Here is a 22,674-nt window from a genome sequence, read left to right as displayed (position 1 = left end):
CCTTTTTCTTTGGAGGGGCAACATGAGCAATTGTCGGCTCGTCTTGATCGAATGGGAAGACAGCGCGCAGCCTGTTCCCGGCTGGTCGCATCTTGCCAATTTCGAGGAACGAGAGGCGATACTATGTTCGTCCGTTGGATGGCTTATTCAGGATGGCGCTGGTGCCAAGGTACTGGCCCCGAACATGGGCGCAATCAACGATGAGGATAACCTTCAAGCCTCGGGATTCATGACGATCCCAACGCGGTGCGTGAAGCGCATCGTGGACCTTGCAGAGCCTACTTTTTCTTCGGCTTCTGCCCCTTCTTCTCATCTTGAGACAGCACAGACGCTGCAAGCCTCTTCGTCTCCGCAGCCGTAGGCTTTTTCTGACCTGAAAGCACCTTACTGGCGAGCGTCGATACGTCCGGCGTCGATTGCTTCTTTACCATTTTAGCTATTCCCCTTTGCATGCCAGTTTTTCGGCATGTGCCCCCAGAGTCAAGGAGGTGCCGATGACAACTCGCACAATCCGCATTGTTGTCGATCCTTCCGGGGCGGAACAGGGCGCAAACCGCGTCAACGCCGCCAATCAGGGTATGCAGCGGACCGCTAAGGGCGCTGCCGGATCACTCACTGACCTAGATCAAGCCGCGATGAACCTGAAGGATCAACTTGATCCGCTGGGCGCGGCACAGCGCCGGTACAATCAGGAACTCGGCAACGCTGAGAAGCTATGGCGCACCGGACGCATTTCGATGGGCGAAATGACGGCGGCGGGGATCAGTGCCCGCGCTCGGTTGGATGATTTCAGCGAGGCTCTGCAATTTACGAATGGCGTGTCAGGCACGTCACGCATGGCGATGCAGCAGCTAACCTTCCAGGTGCAAGACGTTGCCCAGGGCTTCGCTATGGGCATTTCGCCCATGACCATTTTTGCACAGCAGAGCGGGCAAGTGGGTTTCGCGCTGTCTGGTATGAACGGGAAGCTAGGGCAGGTGGGCCAGTTCCTGATGGGACCTTGGGGCATCGCCCTGACGCTGGCAGGCGCCGCCGTAACTATCTTGGTTAATTCGCTAAACGATGCGGAAGATGCTGCCAATGAAGTGGCTAAAGCCACCGAGCGTCAGTTCGGCACAGCAAAGAACCTCAAAGAAGCAATTGAAGACCTAGATGAGGCTACTGGCCGCCATAACAAAACGCAGGACCAAATGCTCCGCATCGGTGTGGAGCAAATTGAGCAGCAGATACGGAAGACTATTGCTACCCGCGAACAAACAAAGGCCATTCTTGAGCAGGCGGAAGCAAACCTGCGCTTGGCACAAACGGCTGCGGATATTTCGGGATCGGATGGTTCGGGCGGTGGCGCTGCGAGCGGCGTTATGGTTGGCCGCGCGCAGGGGAGAGTTGAAGGCCTACGAGCAAAGATTGCCGCAAATGATGCTGAACTTGAGCAGTCAAGAGCCTCTTTAGCGGCGGGGACGTACAAGAACGCGGTTTCCGATGCTCGCGCTGAAACAGACGCGGCATATGCCGCTACCCGCGAATATGAGCGCGCAATGGATGCGTTGGGTGAACGTACTGATCTTACTGCAGAGCAGATAAAGCAGCAGACGATAGCGATTATTCGCAAGCGCGACGCTGCCATTGAAGCATCCCGCGACGAAGAAGGCGCAGCAAAGCGGGAAACCACGGCGCGCAATAAAGCCGCCAGAGAAGCCGAACGCGCCGCTAAAGCGCGTGAACGAGAGATGGAAAAGGCGGCTCGCGCTCGCGAACGCTGGATCGAAGATATCGAGCAAATTGTCACGCTTGAAAAGCGAGAGGCGGCTACCACACTCCAACGGCTAGAGGCTCAATACGACCCTTTAACAACCGCTGCTCGCACTTATCGGGAAGAGCTTGAACTTATCGCGGCTCTTGAAGGGCGAGGCGATATTACCGCCACCCAAGCACGGACGTACCGCAAAGGTGCGGCTGAGGGGCAGGCTGAAGAAGTTGAGCGCATCCTCACGCAAACTGCGCCGGAGATATTCGGGAAAAAGGCGGCTGAGACATTCAAGGACGAAAGCCTAATTGCGGCAGTCGCGATAGGTAAGGTTCTAGGGGGCAGCTTTGGGGGCATCCTTCAAGACTTCGCGGGGCTACTCCAAGGCATCAAGTCCGGCGATTACAATGGCGTTCGCGGTGAACTTGGGGGGTTGGGCACACTTCTTGGCGGTAATGATAGCGCATTCGGGAAAGCGTTCAGCGGTGCCTTTAAGGATCTGGGCGACGACCTCGGACTTAGCGGGTTCACTGATAAGCTAGGCAGCATCTTCGGCACAGACGGAAAGGGCCTTGGCGCCTTTGCCGGGAAAGCAGGCGCGGGCGCAGCTATCGGCGGTGTTACCGATGACGTGCTTGGTATGCTGGGTGCTAAGTCCAGCAAGCTAGGAGCGCAAATCGGTGGCGCTGCTGGATCATTCATCCCCGGCGTTGGGCCTATCATCGGCTCCGTTGCGGGCGGTCTGCTGGGCGGGTTGTTCAAATCGAACCGCACTGCAGGCGCAGTTGTTACCGGCGCTGACAGCCTCACGCTGGGCGGTAAGGACAAGGGCAATTACGAGCAGGCCAGCACGCTCGGCGGCGCTGTCCAGGAGGGGCTTAAATCCCTCGCTGACGTACTGGGCGGCGAGTTGGGCCGGTTCCAGGTCGCCATCGGTACGCGCGGCGATGAAATCCGCGTCAACACCCGTGGCGACAGCCTAAAGGGCAAGAACGGCGCGCGCGGGTTCGGGGAAGATGCCGAGGCGGCGGTTGCCTATGCTATTCAGGACGCGTTGGCCGATGGGGCGCTAAAGGGCGTCTCTACCTTCACGCAGCGCATCCTTCGCGGGGCGGGCGATCTGGACAAAGCGGTAGATACCGCAGCGAAATACGAGACAGTTCTGAAGCGCCTGGCCGAGGGCACCGACACCATCGGGACGCAGGCCAAGGACTTCGCCAAGACGTTCATGGACCTGAGCGAAGCCATGCGCGACGCTGGGGCCACGACTGCCGAACTGGCGAACGTCGAAAAGCTTTACGCGCAGGAACGCAAGACGGTCATGGATCAGATCCTTGCGCCGCTTCTGGACTATCAGCGGGAGCTTTCTGGCGAAGGTTCGGGGGTCACTGCCATGGACCGCCTGAACGCCGCCACGGAGCGGTACAATCAGGCTGAGGTTGACTTCAAGGCGGGCAAGATCACCGGCGATCAATTTTCCGAAGCTGGGCAGGAGCGCTTCGGCTTGGCCCGCGATGTTTACGGCACGTCAACGCGGGAGTTCCAGTCGATCCGGCAGGAGCTTCTTGCTGACGCCGAAAGCGCGCTCGGCACGGCACGTGGCCGGTTCGAAAGCGGTGCACCGGAGCAGTTGCAGCGTGAGAACAATGAAATCGCCGCGAAAGTCTATCAGCAGAACGTCATCGCCAACGACAATCTGAAAGCGATCCAAGAGCAGCTGGCGCGCATCTCCGCGAACGGTGGCCTCAACTTCTCATTCGTGAATGGAGGCCTGAGTGCCCGTTGACCCAACGCGCGCAGGTGCGCTGCTTGTCCCGTATCAATTGAAGGTGAACTCCACCCCATCGGTCAAGACGACATATCCGCAGGCGCGGGAAGTTCTGGTTGATACGCACATTGCGTCTTTAACTGGCGCCACCTCCCTGGCGTCCAGCATTGCGGCGCGCCTCGGTAGCTTTGGGCAGGCATTCACCGTCGAGACGGGGGCCTATGGGCTGAAGCTGTCCGATCTGGACGGCTCACCGCCCACGTTCACATGCGAATTCGACCGGTTCAACGCCAAGTCCGGCACCTTCCTGCCTGCCGGCATCGCCATCGACATCGAAGGTAAATCTTCAACGATTGAGGTGCGCGGATGAACCCCTTCTTCTGCTTGCCATTGAACGCGTCGATTGCGGCCAGCACTACGCCCTCCTCTGGTTCGCTGGCGGCGGATGTGCTGAACGATAAGCCGAACCTCGCCTATGAGGTTTTTGCGTCTACGGCCTATATCACCATCGATCTGGGCGCGAGTATATCGAAGGACTGTTTTGCTGCGCTCGGCAGCAATCTTGCGGCAACTGATACGTGGCGCGTTCGGGTTGGGTCCTCTGTCTCTGGAACCACTTCTGCACCCTCTTACGACAGCGGCACTATCCCTGCGTGGTCTGGGGAGAAGACGCAAGATTATGCGCGGCTTGTCCATACGGCTCCTTCGCCGGTCACTGGTCGTTATGTTCGCTTTGACTTCACGAAAGCCCTTTCCCCGATAAGGGCTGCCCGCGTCCTCACGGGTCTGAAAACAGAAGCCCCACACGGTTTCGATAGCCGCGTGTCTCGTCTTTTGCAGGATCAGTCGATCATTGCGGAAGGCCCTGCTTGGGAAGAGGTCGACGAGAAGATTGCCCTGCCTGGATGGCGGGTCAGTTTCTCCTGGCTGACGGACGCCTTCTGGAATGAAACATGGTGGCCTTTCCTACAGCGGGCGAAGGCAAGCCGCCCTGTCCTGTTCGTGCCGTTCCCCGATGAGCCTGCGAAGCTTCAGGACAGTGCCGTCTTTGGCCGTATCCGCAGCTACGAGAATTCGCACCCTATCCATGACGGATGGCAGAATGAAATTCAGATATTGAGCAACGGGCTATGACGCTCATTTGCTCAATCGACGTTTTGGATGAAACCCAAGCTGTCGAGACAATCCGCCTGTGTTCGGCTGACGCCGAAAATACGCTGATCAGCAATGAGCGCTATCTTCCCGTCCTTGTCTCTTCGCCGCGCACGGAAATCAACTTTCTCGATGGCGAGGGACTGCCATCGATTCAGATTGACTACGGATCGATCGGTCTGCGTTTCACGTCCGAGCAAGACATTTGGTCTCGCTACTCATTCGATGGCGCCGACGTTCGCATATGGCGCGGGGCCGGTAACGATATTCTGAACTATGAACGCGTATTCACGGGCCGTAGCGGACCGCTCGTGCGCGGTAGCGTCCTTCAGGGCGAAATACCCCTGCGCGGGAATGAGGGCGCGCTAGAGGAACCGTTGCTGGCCAGCACGTTCGCGGGGACGGGTGGTGCGGAAGGCCCATCATCGATGGCTGGGCAATTGCGTCCATGGATGGCGGGCAAGGTGTTTGCCGTTCCAGGCGTCCTGGTCGATCCCGTCAACTGGATCTGGCAACTTAACGATGGCCCGATCAACAGCAGCACCCTCGCCTATGAGAACGGCATCACGCTTGGCGCATCGGTCGCAACGAAGCCGACGACCTATAGCGCGCTTGCCGCTCTGGAGCTTGAACCTGGCGAGTGGGCAGAATCTCCGGCTACTGGATATGTGCGGCTTGGGGCAGAGCCTACGGGCAAGATCGTGTTTGATGCCAGCGCGGGGACTGCGCGGGCTGGTGCAATCGTCAAGGCTATTCTCGAAAGCTTCGGCCAGACGGTAAATTCCACATCCGCCGCTGCGTTGGACAGTGCATTTCCCTACGATTTCGGCTGGTATCAAGTGGATCGGGTTAGCGCAGGTGAAGTCTATCGCAAGATCATGGCCGAGGTTGGGGGATATGCGATCCCCGATGAGAACGGCGTTTGGAGGATGGGGCTCTTTGCTACCGGCAAGTCGCCTATCGCTCTAAAGATAGATCGGTCAGCCGCACCCTTGGTCCGTAATGTGTCGCAAGGGGTTGCACTGCCTCCGGTCCACAAGGTCACGGTTGGATATTCGCCAACGGTCGACGTGCATTCGTCAGGTGACATTAGCCCCGCAATCCGAGATCAGGCCGTTGCAATCGCGAATGCCGCCGCTCTGGCAGCTAGTGCTGATGCAAAGGCGGATGATGCAATCAGCGCCGCTGCTGCTGCTGCCGCCGCTGCTTCTGACGCGCAGACCGTTGCCGACGGCAAGATCCAGTCTTTCTATCAAGACAACCCTCCCGGCACCGCGTCTATAGGCGACATATGGTTCGACACAAACGATGCCAATAAGCAGTACCGTTACAACGGCTCAAGCTGGGTAGCTGCTCAGGACACGCGCATCGGCACGGCTCTAACCGCAGCAGCGGGCGCACAGGCCACCGCCGATGGAAAAGTAACGACTTTCTATTCGACATCGACCCCCACGGCAGAGGCGGTCGGTGATCTGTGGTATAATTCCAGCACCAAGCTGATGAAGCGCTGGGACGGCTCAGCTTGGGTTGATGTGGCCACCTTTGGGGCAACCGCTGCCCAACTCGCTGACATCTCTCAGGCCCTTACAGACGCTGCCAACGCCGCAGCCCTCGCAGACGGCAAGATCGAGACATTCTATCAATCCACGGCACCGACTGGCGGCAATGCGGTTGTCGGCAATCTTTGGATCAGGTCCAGCGATAACCGGCTATACCGGCACAATGGCACAAGCTGGGTTGCCTTGCAGGACGCTTCAATCGGAACAGCTATCACGGCTGCGGCAGGGGCGCAGGCGACGGCGGATGGAAAGGTCACCACGTTTTCAGCAGAAAGCGCCCCCACTGCGGAGGGGTTAGGTGACCTTTGGTATCAGCCTACGACCAAAGCGCTGAAGCGCTGGAACGGCAGCTTATGGATTAAGGCCTCTCCCGAAAACGTTGAGGATAATGCGACCCGCACACCATCACAGACGGAAAACCTAGTCCGTATTAACCTGGCGCAACATCTTACGTCGACGACCGCAGGGCAGGTTTTTATTGGGGAGGCAAACCCCGATCTTGGTTACGATATTGCGCGTATCCCTCTCGATTTGGTCGGAGTCTCCGTCGGGGATAGAATATCCTGTTCGGCTTTAATCAGGAATGTAACGAGTGGCGATCAATGCCGTCTCGACGTAAGGTTTCTGGATGGAAACGGCGGGAACATATCCCCTGACGTAACCGAGCCGGTTTATGTGAATCGCACGGTTTTCACGCGGGCCACAGTTGAAGACATTTACGTTCCATCAGGTGCGGTTTCAGTCGGTGCCATTGTTCGCCGGGGAAGCGGCAGCGGCGTTATCGAAGCCAAGGAACTGATGTTCAATCGGGGTCCGATTGCTGCTGGATACGCAATTCCCAAACGCGGCGCCGCTACCAACACCGGCAATCTGGTATCGACCCGCTTTCTGGGACACGAGGAAGTGTCATCGGTGTCCGCCAAGGTCGTCGGCGAAAGCTTCCCGGAGAGCATTTACAAGCCTTTTCTAGCTGATGCTGGGATCGAAGTTGGGCAGTTTATGTCCGTATCGATGCGGATGCAGACGTTAGCGGGTGCGCTGGTTCGGCCTGAACTGCGTTTCTTCAATGCGGCGGGCGCTATCCTGTCCACGGTTCCGGGCCGGATCGCCACGCGTGTCGGCTATCAGCGCGCGATGATCGAGGCGGTACGCGTGCCAGTGGGAGCAGAGCGCTATTATGTTCTGTGGCGGCATGTTGGAGGTGCGGGCGGGGAGGTCCGCGTCAAGCGCTTGATGGTGAACTACGGCCCCTTCGCGGCAGGATATGTTGCTCCCGTTGCACCGGGTGCGGACGTGACGGCTGACCAGCCAGTCGTTAGCCGAATCGATCCAGTAACTGGGCGCATCACTGACCCTGCGATGTATAATACGGCGTTTGTGCTTGGGCCTCGGAACGCCAGCAATCTTGTAATAAACTACGTCGACAACGGCACGAATATCACCGTCAATGTGCCCGCGCACAAGCGCGTATTGGCAGGCACAAGTGGGCCTGTTGAGGTTAACTACGGTGCCGGTTCGGTGACCGTTCCCTACAGTACAGCGTTTCAAATCTACGTGGTCGATCCAAACCTGAGTGGCATTGCTACCCCGACATACGTCGCGCTGGTCAATGATCCGACCGGCCTGTTCTATCGCGACCGTATCGAAATTGCGGCCGGATATTCGCCGTCTGTGACGGGTGAGGGTGGCGGCTCAACCGGCGGCGGTGGCGGCGGTACGGTTGGTTCCGGCGGTTACAATCCCGGCCCTTACCCACTGCCCAGTAGCTAGGATTCGACATGACCCTCACCATCACACGCACCGACCTTCCTCTGCCGGCAGAGGATACGGACTATGGGTTCAGTGTTGCGGAAAGCGGGCGTCTGTGGCGGGTGCGGATAAAGACGACGCCGATCAGCACGAATGCGCCCGTGAATGGCGATCCTGTCGTCAGGCCGCGCGGGTGCGGGGTTACTGTGTCGGCTGCGCTTCTGGATGAGGCCGGGGAAGTGGCAGTCTCTGCGACTGGCGGGCTGATGATCTTTGAGGCTCACACCCGCACGTTCGACCTCACCGACTTCAAGAATCCGAACTTCGATATGAAGAAGGAAGTCGAACGGCTGATCTACAGCCAGATCGAGGAAGCGGAAAAGCAGGCGGACAATGACGCAGACATAGGCGCGGTTCTTAATGGCCTGGAGGATATTCAACCGGAAGCGCCGCCGCCCCCGGTCCTTCCTGTCCGTTGGTCTGCACTGCAATTCCGCTCGCGTTTTACGATGCCCGAAAGGGCGCTGATCCGCGCGAGCGAGGATGATGTCGTTCAGGACTTTTACGACGCGCTCGACCAGGCGGAATTCATTTCTCCCAGCGATCCGATGACGGTGGCGGGGGTGCAATACATCGAGTCCGTGGGCCTGATCGATGAAGGCCGCGCTGCCGAGGTGCTGGGCAATGTCTGATCGGACGGCGGTAATAGGCGAAGAGCCAGAAGGGCAGGGGGAATAGCTATGCCCAACACTCCGCACGAGGGCGACCTCGCACAGCTTAACATGATGGCCAAAGCGATGGCCAAGAGTGCCGTTGCGGAAATCTCCTCAGAGTTCTCCGCGAAGCTGGATGGACTGCGTAAGGATTATGTGAAGGAGCCGCGTACCTTGGAACTTTCGCAGACCGAAAAGGGCGTCGCTACTGTTATCACTGCCGTTGTTATAGCCCTGCTCGGCTGGATGGGGGTCACGGTGCAGGGCATGAGCACCAGCCAATCCGCGATGAAGGTGCAGATAGAATACCTGACCCGCGCCACCGAACAGACCAGCGAAAGTCGATACACGCGGGAAGATGCCGCCGCCGAGCGCCGCGACGTAGCCAACCAGTTTATGGCTGTCGACCGCCGCATAACGCGCCTTGAGGCGTACCATGGGCTGGAATGATGACTGAATTCCGCCCCCTTAACACAGCCGAGGCGCTGGTCCTGGCGCTCCTGCTGCTCTGTGGAATGATATGGGAGACGAGGCGGTGATCGAGCGTGTTAAGACGGCTTTGGAGTATGGGCGGCAGACGGTCGCTATCCTTGAGCAGATACTCGCTGAGATGAACAAGGACGCGGGGAACAAACTCCGCAGTCCCGAGACGTTCTTCAAAGAGGTCCGCACGATCACAGGGCCGCTGGATCAGGTGCGGGTGGACAGCATCAATGCGTTGCTCGCCAGCGCCTCTCACTGGCCTATGTCGTGGGTAGCCTATGCGCTCGCCACAGCATGGCATGAGAGCCGGTTGAAGCCTATCAATGAATTCGGCACCGACCAGTATTTTCACGACCGGTACGACCCGGAAGGAAAGAAGCCTGCAATCGCAAAGGCGCTGGGCAATACCGAACCGGGTGACGGGGTGCGTTTCCACGGCAGGGGCTTCGTCCAGATAACGGGCCGGTCGAACTATGCGCGTGCCTCCGAATTACTGGGGCTGGACCTGTTGGCCGAACCCGACCTTGCTTTAGTGCCAGAGAACGCCGTGCGCATCCTGATCGACGGCATGGAGAAAGGGTGGTTCAGCCGCAAAAAACTGGCGGATTACCTGCCTCAACCGCGCGCCACCGAACGTGAATTCAAGGATGCGCGCCGGATCATCAACGGCACGGATCGAGACCAATTGATCGCGGAATATGCGGTCGACTTTCAAGACGCATTGGCAGCGGGAGAATGGAAATGAGCGAAACCGGACCGGGTGTTCAGCCCAAGCCTGCATCATTCGACTGGTTCGACGTGGCGGTGGGAATGACAGCGATGGTCGGCGGCCTTGGCCTATTGTCGTTGCTGATCTTCTTTGAGGTGCCGGAAGGTAGCCGTGACGCTGTTCTGCTCGGCACTGGCCTGTGCCTTGGCTGGGGCGGCAGCGTGGTCAGCAATCGCTTTGGTTCATCCAAGGGCAGTGAGCGCAAAACCGAACTGATGGGTATGAAGTGATGAGCACACACACCATAATCTCACCCGAAGGCTGGGGCGGCGACATTCAAAGCGAGTGCTGGCTGACAGAAGGCCACGGAGGATGACCTTCGCCCTCGCCCTCCGCTGGCTACCCTACTTCGCCATCGCTGCCGTTGCCGCATGGATATTCGTGCAGGGCCAGCGGATCGACGCGCTGAAAGATAGGAACGACGCGCTCGAAACCCGCGTGGAAACGGCTGAAACCGCCGCCGCCGCCAACATGGCTGCATTCGACGTGCTGATGAACGGCATGTCCGAAGCCGCTGCCAATGACGCAGACCTACAGGAGGTCATCAATAATGCTGAACAAGTCCTCGGCGCGACGCCTGCTGATCCCGTGCTCAATGCTACTCTTGAGCGCCTGCGGAGCAGATACGCTGGTCGCAGCGCCCCCACAGCCTCTCATGGCACCCCCTGAGGCTCACCCAATGGTTCCGGGTCCAGAAGCCGACACGGCGGACGTAGCCCGGTTCATCGGCGCTCAGGACGGCACGATCACCCGTCTCAGAGCGCACGTCTCGGCTTTTCAGGCATGGTCCTGCGAGAGCTTTCCTGAACTGGAGTGCAAACAATGATCCGTATTATCATCCCCGTTGCCCTGCTGGCCCTTGCTGCCTGTGATGAACCGCAAGTCACCAAGGTGAACCCCGGCCCCGGCGAAGTCGACTGCACCGCACCTGACGCGCCGGCGTCTCAGTGCGAACCTGAAACACGATAGGAGGCTTGCCATGATGGACCGCCTGCAACCACTTCTAGACGAACTCGATCATCACCTTCTAGAGCAGTCCGCTGATCTCCGGGAGGTTGATCTACGTGGGAGGCAGGCGGTCTATCGGCAGGACCAGATCAATGAACTCCGCAATCGCATCGTCGCGGCGGTCAAGGCGGCGCCCACCCCTGAGCCGCTTCCAGAACCTTTGCCAATCCCTGCCCCTGAACCTGCTCCAACGCCTGTCATGGAGGCAGAAGGCTTCTGGAACGAAACCCTGTCCCGCGACTTCCGGGATGCATCCCTGCGCCTGCCATGGGGCGACACGCGTTTCGGCGCAAAGCTGGGCAGTGCAGAATTCAGGGACATCGACAAGCAGCGGGCCATCACGATAGAACTCGACCCCGAACTGCTCACCGGCAAGCGCGCCGACTTCGCCCTCGATGCGCCGGGAACGAACAGCTTCCTCCAGACGCGTGAGAGTGCATTGCCGCCTGTCCTGACCGTCATCCGTCCTGATGGCGAGAGGATGGAGTATAAGCCTACCCGCGACGGCTATTTCGACAGCAGCACCGCGAAGTCTCTTGGCGAGAATGAGACGATGCGCGCCTATGCCGCGATGATCGCTTTCGATGAATACGAACCCGGCCCGGTCCAGTCGGCAACCCTTACGGTTTGGTCGGCAGAAAAGCAGTATAACTCCACCACACTGGCGGTGCATCTGACCGACACGACGCCGCGCACCATCGCTGCCGACATTCCGATATCGTCGGAGCCGATACGCGAACTGGTAGCCGGGGAAATCATTACGCTCGACGAGTTCCACATGCTTGATCAGGAAACTGGCATCGTTCACGGCATCGTCCCTATGGGCGAGGAAAAGGTAATGGCCGGGCCACTGGTTGATCTGGGCGATCAGGAAAGCGACACATTCTACCTGTCGTATTTCGCGCGGTTCGATAAGTCCTGGCGCCCGACCATGGGGGGCAAGCTGTGGGGGCTGACGAACACCCATAATTACAGCCCGTCGTCGCCGATCCCGCATTCGCCGAACGGTCCAGGTGGTTGGGGAGGACGCAACCCTGACGGCGATAGCTCATCCTTCCGGCTGAACTTCGACGAATATAATCCCGGCCCGCTTGCCGATACACACCTGAGCCTCGCCTCCTATGGGTATTATATCGACCGTGGTACGACACATGGCCAAACGACGCCGGGGACGATCCCGATGGCGAAGGACCGCTTTGGCCTGATCGAACAGGTTGTGGGCCTAAACACTGTCTATCCCGATGGCACCTGTGAGGCAGACGGCTATCATGGCATCCTTTTGGATGGTGTTCCCATCGTGTGGCAGACAGGTCTCAAAATCCGCGACTATGGCATGATGAAAGATAAGGTGTCGTTTGAGGACTTCCTGTATTTCAGCCGCTATCGCACTTTCTGGCCCGACGTATATTTCGGCGGTGTGGGCTACAGGCAGATGCAGCATGAGACGCACCTAATGTCGATTGGCCCGCGCGTCATCCTGGGAGACAAGGGCTTTCCGCCCCGCGATGAAATGATGGCGGAACTGGCGCGGCTCAACGCCGTGAAGATCGACGGGCAGGCGCTGATTAAAGCGCTGGAGGGGTGATCCGCTTCGCTGGCGGCGGCTTCCCGCCCGGGCACCCCTGCCTCTCATGCCGGTATTTAATGGCCTCCAGCCCCTCTACCAGCGTGTCAGCGTATCCGTGGTGATCAGTGAACGGATCTATGAACTGACATGCCCAATGCCATTTAGGGCCACCGGGTAGATTCTCATCCAGAGATACACGGCCTATGCGTTGCCCTTCCCACATGACTTCCCTGTCAGTGGCAGGATCAGAACCGGGCAGGGGTGTGGGGCGGTGGGTGTAGATCAATGAGGTGTCCTAGTGACTTCTAAAATAGAGGCTCACCTGGGCACGATCTGGCAAGGAGCCGCTCATGTCGCGATTGGTCGCCGCACTTATCGATGACTTTTGGGTTTTGCCCTTTCCATCCGAAGATATATCGCATGTACGGCTTTTACTGGGTAGGGGCAGGTACTGTCCTCCCACTCGCAAAGAGCGTGGACCCCCGCCTCAATCATCGCAGACGTAATCTCAATTTCAGCACCGGCCTGTCGTTTATCCGATTCGTACATCTGGCTTGCTCCTCAAATCTATAATTACCGCCCTACGGAACGCCGGGCAGAGGCGGTGAGGTCAATCAGACTTGTCGCCCGCCTCTTGAAACGCCTCAATCACCGCTCGCGCTTCATCCCGCAGCTTGTCCTGCAATTCAGCGTCCAGCGCATCCCAGTCGTCCGTACCGCTCTGCGCTTTCGCTAGCGCCCGTGCTGCTCTATCAAGTGGGGTCAAGTCGGTCTCCGCTCAGGTGGGCGCTTCCATGACGTACAGAAGCGTGAATGTTCCATCATCTACGAATGCGCAGTGATCCCAAAGCCCGTCTTTCCGGATCGGTCCCCATTGCGGCTCTGCACCGTCAAGATGGGCCTTTACGAGACATCGTGTCTTCGCATCCTTATAGCTATCAGGGAATCCTGCAACCAAGAGCATGGCCGTTGCCCCATAAGCCTCGGGCGGCACTGAAATGTTGAACTCGGTCATATCACTCTCCGCTCATATCACGCTTACAGGTGGGGCAGGGTAGGGTGGTCATGAAAGCGCTCTACCGAGGGCAAAGCCACCAATTATGACGCCACCGGCAACCGCAAGATCATGGCTGATTATACTTAATCCTTGGACGATAGCCAACGCCGCTAGGAACAGGAAAAGGCAGTCTATATCTCCAATCTCTCGTTTAGGTCGCCTCATGCTATAACCTCCGCACAAGATGAGCACGGCCATTCGTGTCTGACGTACTCACTCGACCTCTCAAAGCATACGCCCATCGGGTGCCCCTCGCTCCGCTCCCTGCATACCTCCTTGATCCGCCGTTCATGCTTCTGCCAGCATTGACACGCGTGACCTAGCCCACCCTGTATATAACCCCCGTACTTGCCGCACATAGAACAGGTGTTGGCGGGGGTCTGGGTGGGGACGTAGATCATCGATCAGCAAGGGCTAGTAAGTCTGTACGGCGGGTCATGACGTCTCTCCCTGATGGGGGAGGGAGGAAAGACGGGCTGCACCCTTTGGGGAATAGCGGTAGCCTGCATCGCGCAGACGGCGCCCTAAATCAGGATGACGCTCTAGGCGGCGGCTTAGGCGCGCTGCCACCTTGTCAAGGTCGGACCAAGCGATAGGGACGGACCGCGCCCATTCTGCCCGGTCTACAATCCGCTCCAGCACTTCGCGATCTTTTGTGAACCGAACCTCGCGCAGCAGTGCGTCTGTCGGCGCGAACCACTCCCCCGCCATTCGGCTTTCAGCATATTTGCGATGCAGCCGCCGTTCCTCAGCAGCACCCCCGTAGCGTGTCGCCAGTATCTTCAATGGGGCGGGATGGCCAAGCTGGACAGCCTTAAGCCGTTTGGCAGGGTTGCGAGCGCGACCGATCTTTATGGGTCCGCCGTCCTCACCCTGCATGAAGTAGACAAGGCATCGCTTGGCGGTGTCCGTGTATCGTTTCATTCCGACATTCCTTTCTAACCCATTGACGCGTATGAAGCGTACAAAACGAGAATCTTTCGGAATGACGTTTGAATTTACGGCAAAACCTACGGCCTTTTAATCAGTAGGTCGCTGGTTCGAACCCAGCAGGACTCACCAGCCGGCCCCGGCCCGCTAGCACACCCTGTCATTGTCATATTTGCACGCTTATTCTGTCATAGTAGCGGAAGACCAATCTAGACGTTGAGGTGTTGGGAGCCATCCAATTCAACACCTCATTCAGAATTTCCTGCGCCATCACCGCGAGTCCGCACATGCCCTTGCGCATATCGGTCACGCCGCAAGCGAGCCATGTCCGTGACGCGGACGGGAAAGCGATCATCGCACCAGCACCGACAATACGCGGCCGAGCGCTTGGGCATCGTACGAGACATTGACGCTCAGTCTAACCCCGCTCGGCAGCTTGATCGTGATCTTGCCCGGACTCTCCGGAGCTGGCGACGGCAATGAAACCGCGTCAGGCGCATGTTCGGCAAGCTCAAGCAACAGCGGCGTATCGCCACCCGCTATGACAAGACCGTCTTCTCCTTTGAGAGCTTCCTCAATCTTGCCGTCACGCTCCTATGGCTGGATTCTTTTATCAACACGGCCTAGTCTGTGTTCCTACTTCCATCGACCTGCCGCCCCGCCGCTTCGTCAATGCCGCTATTCGAACTGAGAAAAGCAAGCGCCATCAATCCGGCCCCCAGAATGACCGACACCATGACGCCGATACTGGCGGCAATGACCGCTGTGCGCGTCAGAGAGTCGGTCATTGACAGGTAAACAAGAAGAACAATCTCCATTACGACGGCAGCGGCAAGCACATACAACATCAGGCGTTTGAAGCTGGCGCGCGCTGCGCGTTGACGGGATCTGTTTTCCTGAGTAGTCATGACAAGCGCCTTTCTTCGGAACCGATAACAGGCTCATGATTATAAAAATCCACCTGCATCCTCATCGAAGGACCAGGCTGAACCCAATGCGGCTGATCGGGCAGTATCGCTCCCGGTTCACCCGGCGTGACGATCCGGGTGGGCGTACCATCTTCGAAGTGAAGCTCCAGACTTCCTTCCAGAGCGCGGATAATGCCCCATACCCCGGCCTTCGTGCGATGTTCCTCCCGTAGTGCCGTGGGCAGGCTAATCTCGTCGAATATGGGCGAGGTGCTGTAGGGCTGGCTGCTATCCATGACTGGTCTCCTCATGAAGCTCTGCCGCATGTGCGGGATAGGGCGTGATATTCTCCGCATTAAAGGAACCGCCGTTCAGAAGGTCAGCAAAACCATGATTGACATCGCGGTGGTGGGCTTCGTCCTGACGAACCTTTTCGATGACATCACGAAGCGTCGCGTCGTCCGAGAGCTGCCAGTAGTGCCGCGCGATTTCAGGGGCGGGGACATTGGGCGCGCGTCCCTCGTCGATCTCTCTGAGGTAGAGGGTATAGCTGAGCACAGCTTCCTCCTCGAAATAGCCTACCACACGGTGCGCCGTGCGGCGCGAAACTAGGTAAAGCAGGAAAAACCCGACATAGAAGATCCACTGGACCAGCATGATGACCAGACGCTCGAACATCGATGGCTGTGCGATTTTAACGAACGTCATCAGGTGCATACGCTCATTCTCCGCCTCCTCCATCAGCGTTCGAATCCAGCCGTCGTCATTGACCATGTGGCGCAGGCAGCTGAGGTGTGTGACGGTCGCTCCCACCATTCCGGGGACCGCCGCGACCGTCTCGAGTACGATGGCACGATGGCCATAGCGCTTGGCGAAAAAGGTGTCGGCGCAAAATCGGAGCAATTTCGTGAAGCCGTAGGCGAAGCGATCCGATGCGCCGCACGGCTGACGGTGTGTGGCAGGCTCGGCCCGTCGTTCCCGTGTTTCCGCTTCGGGGAGCATCTGAAGGGTTTTGTTGACCATTTATGTTCTCCTGGGTGGATGTGGGGTTTCCGAAATGCGGAACCACAGGGAGAGCTTCAGGCTTTCAGCAATTCTGTCCGCCTTCGCCTGCATCGCGAGCGCATCGTCTTCCGGCAGCAGGTCGTTCGTAGTCTGTCGCCAGATGGCGAGCCAACGGTCGAACATCGCCGGGGTCAAAGCCTGGGCGTGCTTTGCATGGGCAGCAACCGGATTTCCCTTGTACCGCCCGCTGGTCAGCATGACCGACGACCAGAAGGCGGTTAGCTTTTCAAGGTGCGGCTTCCAGTCGTCGATAGCGGACTCAAAGACTGGTCCGATAAGGGGATCGCCCCGTACACGTTCATAAAATTCAGGAATGAGTTGGGCGAGCGACGCTTCGGTCAGGGGTGAAATGGTCTCCATGATCCATGACCCCCCTCATGCGTCCAGGCTCTGCGGGGGGCCAAAAAATTCGAAATTAATGCGCTGCGATTCAACCCCGGCCGTCTTCAGCGCGTTGATGAAAACCCGCAAGAAGGGCGTCGGGCCGCAGAGATAATAATCAGCATCCTTTATCGGGGTGTTCTGATGCAGCCATTCACCGGAAACGAGACCTTCGGCATCGAAATCAGTACCCTGCCGGTCTTCGGCTCTGGGAGCCGAATAGAAGATTCTAGCGTCCAGGTTTTCATGCTTTCGAACCAACGTACTCACATGATCTTTCATCGCGTGCGTCGATCCGTCCAGCGTTCCATGGACGAAATGCACGGGATTACCCAGTTTGTCGTTCACAATCGTTTCCAGCATGCTGATCATAGGGGTAAGGCCGACACCGCCGCTCAACAAAACAATGGGACGACCTGCATCGCTGTTCAAATAGAACTCGCCTGCAGGCACCGTTGCCTTGATGACGGTGCCTGGCATAGCCTTTTCATGAAGCCATCTGGATGCCAGCCCTTCGGGCTCCTTCTTCACGCTCAGACGATAATGTTCGCCATTCGGCGCGTTGGAAATCGTATAATTGCGTTTCATGGCCGTTGCATCATCGGGCAACAGCGTGATCGTAAGATACTGACCGGGTTTGTGCGCCGCGATGGCGTTGCCATCGCGGGGCTTCAGGATGAATGACATCACGGTATCGCTTTCCCGGATCCTGTCCGCGACGACGAACTCGCGCCATCCCTTCCAGCCTCCGGGCATGGACGCATGTTCGGCGTAGATCTCTTCTTCACGCGTAATCAGGATGTTTGCCAGAAACCAGTAGGCCTTCCCCCAGGCATTAAGGATCTCCGGCGTCGCGGCGTCGCCCAGAACGTCTTTTATGGCTCCAAGTAAAGCGGTCGCCACGAAAGGATAATGTTCGGGTACAATCTGCAGCCCGGCGTGTTTCTGTGAAATGCGTTCTACCGCCGCTGCCATTGCGTCCAGGTTCTCTATGTTGCGGGCATATGCCAGAATTGCCGCTGCCAATGCATGCGACTGTGTTCCGCCCGCACCCTGATGGGACTGATTGAACAGCGCGCGAATATGCTCATGCTTGAAAAGGCGTCCATACATGGCGTCGGTAATCTGAAGCCCGTGAGTTTCAAGCGTCGGAATGGTCGCCTTGATGACCTCGATAACATCTCTGTTTAGCGCCTCACTCATAGCCGACTTTCTTCGATTGTTTAACATGCATTTTTCGTCTATCTTTTAATATGACTGCGCACATGATAAAGCAACCCATAAAATACCTCTTTGGGAAAAGTCCATGCAATTAAGCGTTTACAGCGATTATGCACTAAGGCTTCTGATGCAGCTGGCGCTATGTCCAGACCGATTGGTCACTATTCAGGAGGTCGCCGATTCTTACGGTATTTCCAAAAACCACTTGATGAAGGTCGCTCACAGACTAGGCGTCAAGGATCACATCGAGACCGTGCGGGGCCGGAATGGCGGTCTGCGGCTCGCGCGGCCTCCGTCGCGCATCAATGTCGGTGGAATTATCCGCGACACCGAGGATAATCTGGCGTTGGTTGAATGTTTTGATAGTGCGCGCAACACTTGCGTTATCTCACCCAGCTGCCGCCTGAAACATGTGTTAAATGACGCAATGGAGGCGTTCTTTCAGGTTCTCGACGAATATACCATCGCGGATTTGACCCAGAACGCTGCTGAACTGACTGATCTTCTTCAGTTTAGCGCAATGTCTCCTGATCGAACTAGCCAATAATGGGCAGAGACATTTTCAAAAGGGGTGTATGGCTAGCTCAAAGACACGATTATTGAGAAAGGAAACGCGGGCGCATCCGATATAGCAAGGGGATGCACCCCCGGCGAGATATCGTTGCATTGCAGGTCATGTTCGGCGCATTCCCTTTGGTTTTAGCAAGGATGCTTCGGCAATTATATACTTTAGTGAGCAAGCCAAATGTGCGAATCGGATAAACGACAGGCTGGCGCTGAAATTGTAGTCACGCCAGAGATGGAGCAAGTTGGGGTACGGGAATTAGTTACGTGGGAGGGTAGCGATTGCCCTTACCCACAAGTTGCCGTACGTGAGATATATCGTCACATGCGAATGGCAGCTGATATTCGCCATCGTACAAGCGACTAATTCTGCCTTTGTTTTTAGCTAGACAAGCCCTGAACTTTTCGAAATCGTCAAAGCTGTAAGACTTTGTGTAGGGTCTTACCCCAGATAAGTTTCGGAACTTTACGCAATTTCCTTTTTCGGAATGTATTACAACGAGTTGCTTATGCGACAAGCAATCGCGAAAATACTTTGCTGGCGCAATATCTTGGTTTATATTCTTTATTTCAGGTTTTAGCCCATCGTGACCTGCGCAAAACGAAAGCCATTCATTTTTAAGTAGTTCCTGTCTTTTGTTGAACGCTCTGCGCTCCCATCGTGGAATATGGCTCCCATTGAAGTCGACCAACGCGCTTATTAGACCGTCATGGACCTGTTCAAAGTGCGCCCATTCCAAAGTGATAAGGCCAAGCGCTGTAGCAAGAGCCTCGGACGCGGGAGAGAAAATAAATGGCGGCTCGGTTGATGTGCTTGTTGCACCTTTTTGAATTGTGAAATTGAGTATTTCAGCAGCCATGGAACCACCTATGACAGACAAGAAAGATACCTATTCCGAAGCCGAGACAGTGGCCCGTCGAGAAGCGGCGCTGAAAAATATGCTTTCCACCCCTCACAAACCCCACAAGGCTAGCAAGAGGAAGGGTCAAGAGTCTCACAAAAAATAGCGATTGCGGCGCGTTCCAAAAACGGGGACGATTGCAGCCGTCTTAGGCGGCGAGTTTATCAATCCGCCGATAAGTCAGGCGCTTACCTTCCATGCCTTTCAGAGCGAGGCCAGCGCGCTCCCCGTCGTTCATTGAGCGGGTGTTATAACGAAAGTCGAACTCGGCAGTGTAGCGGCCTAGATGCGCTTCGCTCATATGGTGGTAGGTGCCGATCACACCGCGCTTGAAGATGGAGAAGAAGTTTTCAGCGGTGTTGCTGTGCTTGAAGCCGCCGGTGGTGACATACTCTTTCGCACTGTGGTTGACGACGCTGTGACCGGCAAACTCACGCCCTACCTTGGTATAAACCATGCTTTCGTCGGTCATCAGATGGCTATCACGGTGCACGTTAGTGACGATTAGGCCACGAAGGTCTTTTGCATTGACGTTGGCAACGTGGAAGCTGCGGACGCGGCCATCACGCTCAACTAGAGCGACAACAGGCTGCTTCGGCTTTACGCGGCGCGTAGAGCGGTTCTTCTGCTTGCCGCCGACATAGGTTTCGTCGGCTTCGACAACGGTGTTTGGCCCGCCAAGAGGGCCGTTGCCGGTAGCACCGTCCATGGCTTCGCGGATACGGTGGCAAAGAAACCATGCAGTCTTGTAAGTGACTCCCAGCATACGGCCCATCTGAGCCGCGCTCATGCCCTTCTTGCTGGCGGCCATAAGGTGTGTAGCGAGAAGCCATTTGTTTAGGGGAAGGTGGCTGCGCTCCATGACGGTGCCAGTTCGGACGGTGAACTTGTCGCGGCAATCGTTGCAAAGGAACATACCCGCCTGGGTCTTGCCGCCCATGCGCGTGACATGTGTTGAACCGCAGTGAGGGCAAACCGGCTCACCACCCCAGCGCGAGGCTTCTATGTGCGCTTCGGCTTTGTCAGCGTCGTGAAAAATCGGGTCGGTGATGTTGATGTCCATACGCATTATGTAGCAAATCTGGCTTGCTAAGTAAAGTATATAATTGCCGATGCTTCGCCCAGAGTCGTCTGCAGGCGGTAATAAGTTCGATGGCGCCGCGCGAGGCTGACGCCAGCGTTAAATCAAACAGATACATAGTTCTTGCCAGCGTCAATTAGACCGACCTTCAAAAGGTCGCGACAATCAGTTCTCATCCTGATCGCGGCTAACCAGCGTTCTACGGGCCACGCGTGCTCTACACTCTCGCATCAGGATTGGGACACGACACAATGCCGCTGCGGATACAGGCAAGACTTGCGCGCTTGTCGGGCGCCCCGCAACCAATGTTCACGCGACCTCCTTATCTCGAATAGGCTGCTTCACTTTGGCAATCCTCAACCGCCGGACATGACCGGCTCGGTCCGGCCATTCGATAGCTGTGTCCTCCTGCATTCCAATTAGTCCCGCTCCCACTAAAGTCATCACAGAGAGTCGGTTTTTTTCCATGTTAGCCTCGCCCGGCCAGACCAGCTGGACCGTTCGGCTGGCACCAGATCCTTCATCGACAAATTCGACGTAAGAACCCATGGTCACGACATGAGTGGGGAGCTCGTCACGCTCGTAGATACTAGCGCGAACGATCTCTTCGAAAAGTTTTGCCGTTACCTCAGGAGACCGGGCTTCCGCGGCCATCGCCAAATCTGACAAGGCATCGGCTTCGCTATCGATGAGGTGGATTGTCGGCTTTTCGCCGTCGACTAAATTCGACATGATTAATCTCGCAAAAAAGGTCGCGCTGCGATCGCACGGCCGGGGCTAGGAAAGTTCGAGAGCCTCGCCTGGACCAGCCTATTGCGGTCGAGACGAGGCGCACGCGCCTACGGGCAGCTGGCCTGCATGGGCGAAGTGACGCTTCAGGAGACGCGAGAGCACCATGTTCGTTATGTGCTCTCAAATTATCATCTCGTCAAATGCATCTTCGGATTTGGTCTTATCCTTAAATGTCGGCGACTTTCATGTTCGGAAGTACTATCTGGCTGAAATGATCAATTTTCACACGTTCGGGCGACGGCAGAAGCCGGATCTGGCTATCGACCTGGGAACCGCCAACATGCGCATCGTAGTCCCCCACGCGGGGGTTGTCTTCGACGAGCCCTCACTCTGCTATTTTCAGGATCTGAATGGGCGTTCCCGATTTATCGCAGCAGGAAAAGAGGTTCTGGCTATGGTCGACCGAGTTCCAAAAACTTTCAACGTTCGCCGGCCACTTGCAAGAGGTGTCCTGCAGGATATCGAAGCCACCAGCGCGCTGCTGGCACACGGCCTTGCATCAATATACGGCAAAGCTCGTCGCTCTCGCCCGCGTGCTTTGATCGGCCTTCCTGCCGACGCAACCAAGGCGGAGGCGAATGCCTTGCTCGCTGCCGCCGACGATGCTGGTCTGGGTCCAATCGATTTGATCCGCGAACCCTTTGCCGCGGCGATTGGCGCCGGTCTGCCCGTAGGCGAGGCTCGCGGCTCTATGATTGTCGAATGCGGCGCAGGCACGACCGAAATTGCCGTTTTCTCTATCAACGGTCAGTGCCGAAGTCGTTCGGTTCGCCTAGGCGGGCAAAGTCTAGATGAGGCTTTAAGCGAATATCTACAGACGAAATTCCACTTCCTGATCGGTCGGCTGACGGCGGAAAATCTCAAAAGAGAACTATCTCTGCGGACTCGGAGCTCCTCGCCAACTGCTGAAACGGTGAAAATTAAGGGTCGAGATCTGCGGACGCGGCTTCCTGGAACGCTGATCCTTCAGGCATCGACATTCGATCAGGTTTTCGAGGAACACTTCACCAAGTTCGCAGAGGCCACCCGCTTTGTGCTAGGTGAATTGTCCCCCGATCTCGCCGCAGATCTGCTCGATGAACGGATCGTAGCCACCGGAGGCGGGATTTGTGCGAACTTCCTAGCCGATGCGATTGCGCGGGAGTGCGGCATCTCAGTTTCCGTGGCCGATGATGCGGCGGGTTGCGTCGCGAGAGGGCTCGAGCGCGTGATGGAACAATGAGCGCGACTTAATAAAACCCATCACCTCATAGCTGCA

26 protein-coding genes are annotated in these 22,674 nt (G+C 57.2%); 15 read left to right on the top strand and 11 right to left on the bottom strand.

What is annotated here, in order from left to right; all coding sequences use genetic code 11:
• Positions 1–22 precede the first annotated feature (22 nt).
• The 12 genes from ACSMXM_RS05410 (at position 23) to ACSMXM_RS05355 (ending at position 12,533) form a co-directional block, all read left to right on the top strand.
• Positions 23–361, top strand: a complete 339-nt coding sequence (locus ACSMXM_RS05410) for a hypothetical protein (protein ID WP_460314638.1) — start codon at positions 23–25, stop codon at positions 359–361.
• 133 nt (positions 362–494) lie between these two features.
• Positions 495–3,533: a phage tail length tape measure family protein gene (locus ACSMXM_RS05405; RefSeq protein ID WP_460314637.1), complete on the top strand. Its 3,039-nt coding sequence runs from the start codon at positions 495–497 to the stop codon at positions 3,531–3,533.
• On the top strand, positions 3,523–3,885 hold the full coding sequence (locus ACSMXM_RS05400) for a hypothetical protein (RefSeq protein ID WP_460314635.1): 363 nt from the start codon (positions 3,523–3,525) through the stop codon (positions 3,883–3,885). Before ACSMXM_RS05405 ends, ACSMXM_RS05400 begins: the two co-directional genes overlap by 11 nt.
• A complete protein-coding gene (locus ACSMXM_RS05395; protein ID WP_460314633.1) occupies positions 3,882–4,649 on the top strand; it encodes a hypothetical protein in 768 nt (255 codons plus the stop codon). Before ACSMXM_RS05400 ends, ACSMXM_RS05395 begins: the two co-directional genes overlap by 4 nt.
• Positions 4,646–7,996: a hypothetical protein gene (locus ACSMXM_RS05390; protein ID WP_460314631.1), complete on the top strand. Its 3,351-nt coding sequence runs from the start codon at positions 4,646–4,648 to the stop codon at positions 7,994–7,996. Before ACSMXM_RS05395 ends, ACSMXM_RS05390 begins: the two co-directional genes overlap by 4 nt.
• An 8-nt stretch (positions 7,997–8,004) precedes the next feature.
• Entirely contained in the window at positions 8,005–8,667 is a 663-nt protein-coding gene (locus tag ACSMXM_RS05385; protein ID WP_460314629.1) for a hypothetical protein, read from the top strand.
• 48 nt (positions 8,668–8,715) lie between these two features.
• Positions 8,716–9,138, top strand: coding sequence for a hypothetical protein (locus ACSMXM_RS05380; RefSeq protein ID WP_460314627.1), 423 nt, complete (start codon positions 8,716–8,718; stop codon positions 9,136–9,138).
• 85 nt (positions 9,139–9,223) lie between these two features.
• On the top strand, positions 9,224–9,916 hold the full coding sequence (locus tag ACSMXM_RS05375; RefSeq protein WP_460314625.1) for a hypothetical protein: 693 nt from the start codon (positions 9,224–9,226) through the stop codon (positions 9,914–9,916).
• A complete protein-coding gene (locus ACSMXM_RS05370) occupies positions 9,913–10,170 on the top strand; it encodes a hypothetical protein (RefSeq protein ID WP_460314623.1) in 258 nt (85 codons plus the stop codon). The genes ACSMXM_RS05375 and ACSMXM_RS05370 overlap by 4 nt, the downstream gene beginning before the upstream one ends.
• Before the next feature lie 82 nt (positions 10,171–10,252).
• Complete coding sequence (locus ACSMXM_RS05365) at positions 10,253–10,609, top strand: hypothetical protein (protein ID WP_460314622.1); 357 nt, start codon at positions 10,253–10,255, stop codon at positions 10,607–10,609.
• Positions 10,610–10,762: 153 nt separating this feature from the next.
• A complete protein-coding gene (locus ACSMXM_RS05360; RefSeq protein ID WP_460314620.1) occupies positions 10,763–10,909 on the top strand; it encodes a hypothetical protein in 147 nt (48 codons plus the stop codon).
• 10 nt (positions 10,910–10,919) lie between these two features.
• The gene (locus ACSMXM_RS05355) at positions 10,920–12,533 is read left to right on the top strand and encodes a hypothetical protein (RefSeq protein ID WP_460314618.1); all 1,614 of its coding nucleotides are present in this window, start codon (positions 10,920–10,922) and stop codon (positions 12,531–12,533) included.
• A gap of 592 nt (positions 12,534–13,125) precedes the next feature.
• On the opposite strand, the gene ACSMXM_RS05350 is transcribed toward ACSMXM_RS05355, so the two are convergent.
• The 3 genes from ACSMXM_RS05350 to ACSMXM_RS05340 all read right to left on the bottom strand — a co-directional run bounded on the left by ACSMXM_RS05350 (position 13,126) and on the right by ACSMXM_RS05340 (position 14,496).
• Positions 13,126–13,281, bottom strand: a complete 156-nt coding sequence (locus tag ACSMXM_RS05350; protein WP_460314616.1) for a hypothetical protein — start codon at positions 13,279–13,281, stop codon at positions 13,126–13,128.
• Between the two features lie 12 nt (positions 13,282–13,293).
• On the bottom strand, positions 13,294–13,530 hold the full coding sequence (locus ACSMXM_RS05345; RefSeq protein WP_460314615.1) for a hypothetical protein: 237 nt from the start codon (positions 13,528–13,530) through the stop codon (positions 13,294–13,296).
• 477 nt (positions 13,531–14,007) lie between these two features.
• A complete protein-coding gene (locus ACSMXM_RS05340) occupies positions 14,008–14,496 on the bottom strand; it encodes a GIY-YIG nuclease family protein (RefSeq protein WP_460314614.1) in 489 nt (162 codons plus the stop codon).
• A gap of 504 nt (positions 14,497–15,000) precedes the next feature.
• Between ACSMXM_RS05340 and ACSMXM_RS05335 the strand changes: the two genes are divergently transcribed.
• Complete coding sequence (locus tag ACSMXM_RS05335; protein ID WP_460314612.1) at positions 15,001–15,129, top strand: hypothetical protein; 129 nt, start codon at positions 15,001–15,003, stop codon at positions 15,127–15,129.
• On the opposite strand, the gene ACSMXM_RS05330 is transcribed toward ACSMXM_RS05335, so the two are convergent.
• The 5 genes from ACSMXM_RS05330 to hmpA are packed head-to-tail and all read right to left on the bottom strand — an operon-like array spanning position 15,126 to position 18,059.
• Entirely contained in the window at positions 15,126–15,410 is a 285-nt protein-coding gene (locus ACSMXM_RS05330) for a hypothetical protein (RefSeq protein ID WP_460314610.1), read from the bottom strand. The genes ACSMXM_RS05335 and ACSMXM_RS05330 overlap by 4 nt on opposite strands.
• Positions 15,407–15,706: a DUF1971 domain-containing protein gene (locus tag ACSMXM_RS05325; protein WP_460314608.1), complete on the bottom strand. Its 300-nt coding sequence runs from the start codon at positions 15,704–15,706 to the stop codon at positions 15,407–15,409. Before ACSMXM_RS05325 ends, ACSMXM_RS05330 begins: the two co-directional genes overlap by 4 nt.
• On the bottom strand, positions 15,699–16,412 hold the full coding sequence (locus ACSMXM_RS05320; protein WP_460316359.1) for an alternative oxidase: 714 nt from the start codon (positions 16,410–16,412) through the stop codon (positions 15,699–15,701). Before ACSMXM_RS05320 ends, ACSMXM_RS05325 begins: the two co-directional genes overlap by 8 nt.
• Positions 16,413–16,433: 21 nt before the next feature.
• Positions 16,434–16,835 carry a group III truncated hemoglobin gene (locus ACSMXM_RS05315; RefSeq protein ID WP_460314606.1) on the bottom strand — a complete coding sequence of 134 codons (402 nt, stop codon included), beginning with the start codon at positions 16,833–16,835 and terminating at the stop codon, positions 16,434–16,436.
• A gap of 15 nt (positions 16,836–16,850) precedes the next feature.
• Positions 16,851–18,059 carry an NO-inducible flavohemoprotein gene (hmpA, locus tag ACSMXM_RS05310; RefSeq protein ID WP_460314604.1) on the bottom strand — a complete coding sequence of 403 codons (1,209 nt, stop codon included), beginning with the start codon at positions 18,057–18,059 and terminating at the stop codon, positions 16,851–16,853.
• A gap of 103 nt (positions 18,060–18,162) precedes the next feature.
• Between hmpA and ACSMXM_RS05305 the strand changes: the two genes are divergently transcribed.
• Positions 18,163–18,624, top strand: a complete 462-nt coding sequence (locus ACSMXM_RS05305) for an Rrf2 family transcriptional regulator (RefSeq protein ID WP_460314602.1) — start codon at positions 18,163–18,165, stop codon at positions 18,622–18,624.
• A gap of 280 nt (positions 18,625–18,904) precedes the next feature.
• On the opposite strand, the gene ACSMXM_RS05300 is transcribed toward ACSMXM_RS05305, so the two are convergent.
• From ACSMXM_RS05300 to rnk, 3 genes are all read right to left on the bottom strand, one after another.
• Entirely contained in the window at positions 18,905–19,501 is a 597-nt protein-coding gene (locus ACSMXM_RS05300) for a hypothetical protein (RefSeq protein WP_460314601.1), read from the bottom strand.
• A gap of 190 nt (positions 19,502–19,691) precedes the next feature.
• Positions 19,692–20,606 (bottom strand): IS1595 family transposase, encoded by a 915-nt coding sequence (locus tag ACSMXM_RS05295; RefSeq protein ID WP_460314599.1) that lies wholly within the window; start codon positions 20,604–20,606, stop codon positions 19,692–19,694.
• A 327-nt stretch (positions 20,607–20,933) separates the two neighbouring features.
• Complete coding sequence (rnk, locus tag ACSMXM_RS05290) at positions 20,934–21,356, bottom strand: nucleoside diphosphate kinase regulator (protein WP_460314597.1); 423 nt, start codon at positions 21,354–21,356, stop codon at positions 20,934–20,936.
• Positions 21,357–21,519: 163 nt separating this feature from the next.
• On the opposite strand from rnk, the gene ACSMXM_RS05285 reads away from it, so the two are divergent.
• The gene (locus ACSMXM_RS05285) at positions 21,520–22,638 is read left to right on the top strand and encodes a rod shape-determining protein (RefSeq protein ID WP_460314595.1); all 1,119 of its coding nucleotides are present in this window, start codon (positions 21,520–21,522) and stop codon (positions 22,636–22,638) included.
• Positions 22,639–22,674 lie beyond the last annotated feature (36 nt).

The sequence above is a fragment of the Pacificimonas sp. ICDLI1SI03 genome, from assembly GCF_054740865.1.
The sequence above is the reverse complement of the archived record's forward strand: the minus strand, read 5'-3'. Positions and strand labels throughout refer to the sequence as shown.

Coding starts and splice junctions, on each gene's coding strand:
- ACSMXM_RS05410 (WP_460314638.1), top strand. CDS start 23: ATGAGCAATTGTCGGCTCGTCTTGATCGAATGGGAAGACAGCGCGCAG.
- ACSMXM_RS05405 (WP_460314637.1), top strand. CDS start 495: ATGACAACTCGCACAATCCGCATTGTTGTCGATCCTTCCGGGGCGGAA.
- ACSMXM_RS05395 (WP_460314633.1), top strand. CDS start 3,882: ATGAACCCCTTCTTCTGCTTGCCATTGAACGCGTCGATTGCGGCCAGC.
- ACSMXM_RS05390 (WP_460314631.1), top strand. CDS start 4,646: ATGACGCTCATTTGCTCAATCGACGTTTTGGATGAAACCCAAGCTGTC.
- ACSMXM_RS05385 (WP_460314629.1), top strand. CDS start 8,005: ATGACCCTCACCATCACACGCACCGACCTTCCTCTGCCGGCAGAGGAT.
- ACSMXM_RS05380 (WP_460314627.1), top strand. CDS start 8,716: ATGCCCAACACTCCGCACGAGGGCGACCTCGCACAGCTTAACATGATG.
- ACSMXM_RS05370 (WP_460314623.1), top strand. CDS start 9,913: ATGAGCGAAACCGGACCGGGTGTTCAGCCCAAGCCTGCATCATTCGAC.
- ACSMXM_RS05365 (WP_460314622.1), top strand. CDS start 10,253: ATGACCTTCGCCCTCGCCCTCCGCTGGCTACCCTACTTCGCCATCGCT.
- ACSMXM_RS05360 (WP_460314620.1), top strand. CDS start 10,763: ATGATCCGTATTATCATCCCCGTTGCCCTGCTGGCCCTTGCTGCCTGT.
- ACSMXM_RS05355 (WP_460314618.1), top strand. CDS start 10,920: ATGATGGACCGCCTGCAACCACTTCTAGACGAACTCGATCATCACCTT.
- ACSMXM_RS05345 (WP_460314615.1), bottom strand. CDS start 13,530: ATGACCGAGTTCAACATTTCAGTGCCGCCCGAGGCTTATGGGGCAACG.
- ACSMXM_RS05340 (WP_460314614.1), bottom strand. CDS start 14,496: ATGAAACGATACACGGACACCGCCAAGCGATGCCTTGTCTACTTCATG.
- ACSMXM_RS05335 (WP_460314612.1), top strand. CDS start 15,001: ATGTTCGGCAAGCTCAAGCAACAGCGGCGTATCGCCACCCGCTATGAC.
- ACSMXM_RS05330 (WP_460314610.1), bottom strand. CDS start 15,410: ATGACTACTCAGGAAAACAGATCCCGTCAACGCGCAGCGCGCGCCAGC.
- ACSMXM_RS05325 (WP_460314608.1), bottom strand. CDS start 15,706: ATGGATAGCAGCCAGCCCTACAGCACCTCGCCCATATTCGACGAGATT.
- ACSMXM_RS05320 (WP_460316359.1), bottom strand. CDS start 16,412: ATGCTCCCCGAAGCGGAAACACGGGAACGACGGGCCGAGCCTGCCACA.
- ACSMXM_RS05315 (WP_460314606.1), bottom strand. CDS start 16,835: ATGGAGACCATTTCACCCCTGACCGAAGCGTCGCTCGCCCAACTCATT.
- hmpA (WP_460314604.1), bottom strand. CDS start 18,059: ATGAGTGAGGCGCTAAACAGAGATGTTATCGAGGTCATCAAGGCGACC.
- ACSMXM_RS05305 (WP_460314602.1), top strand. CDS start 18,163: ATGCAATTAAGCGTTTACAGCGATTATGCACTAAGGCTTCTGATGCAG.
- ACSMXM_RS05300 (WP_460314601.1), bottom strand. CDS start 19,501: ATGGCTGCTGAAATACTCAATTTCACAATTCAAAAAGGTGCAACAAGC.
- ACSMXM_RS05295 (WP_460314599.1), bottom strand. CDS start 20,606: ATGGACATCAACATCACCGACCCGATTTTTCACGACGCTGACAAAGCC.
- rnk (WP_460314597.1), bottom strand. CDS start 21,356: ATGTCGAATTTAGTCGACGGCGAAAAGCCGACAATCCACCTCATCGAT.
- ACSMXM_RS05285 (WP_460314595.1), top strand. CDS start 21,520: ATGTTCGTTATGTGCTCTCAAATTATCATCTCGTCAAATGCATCTTCG.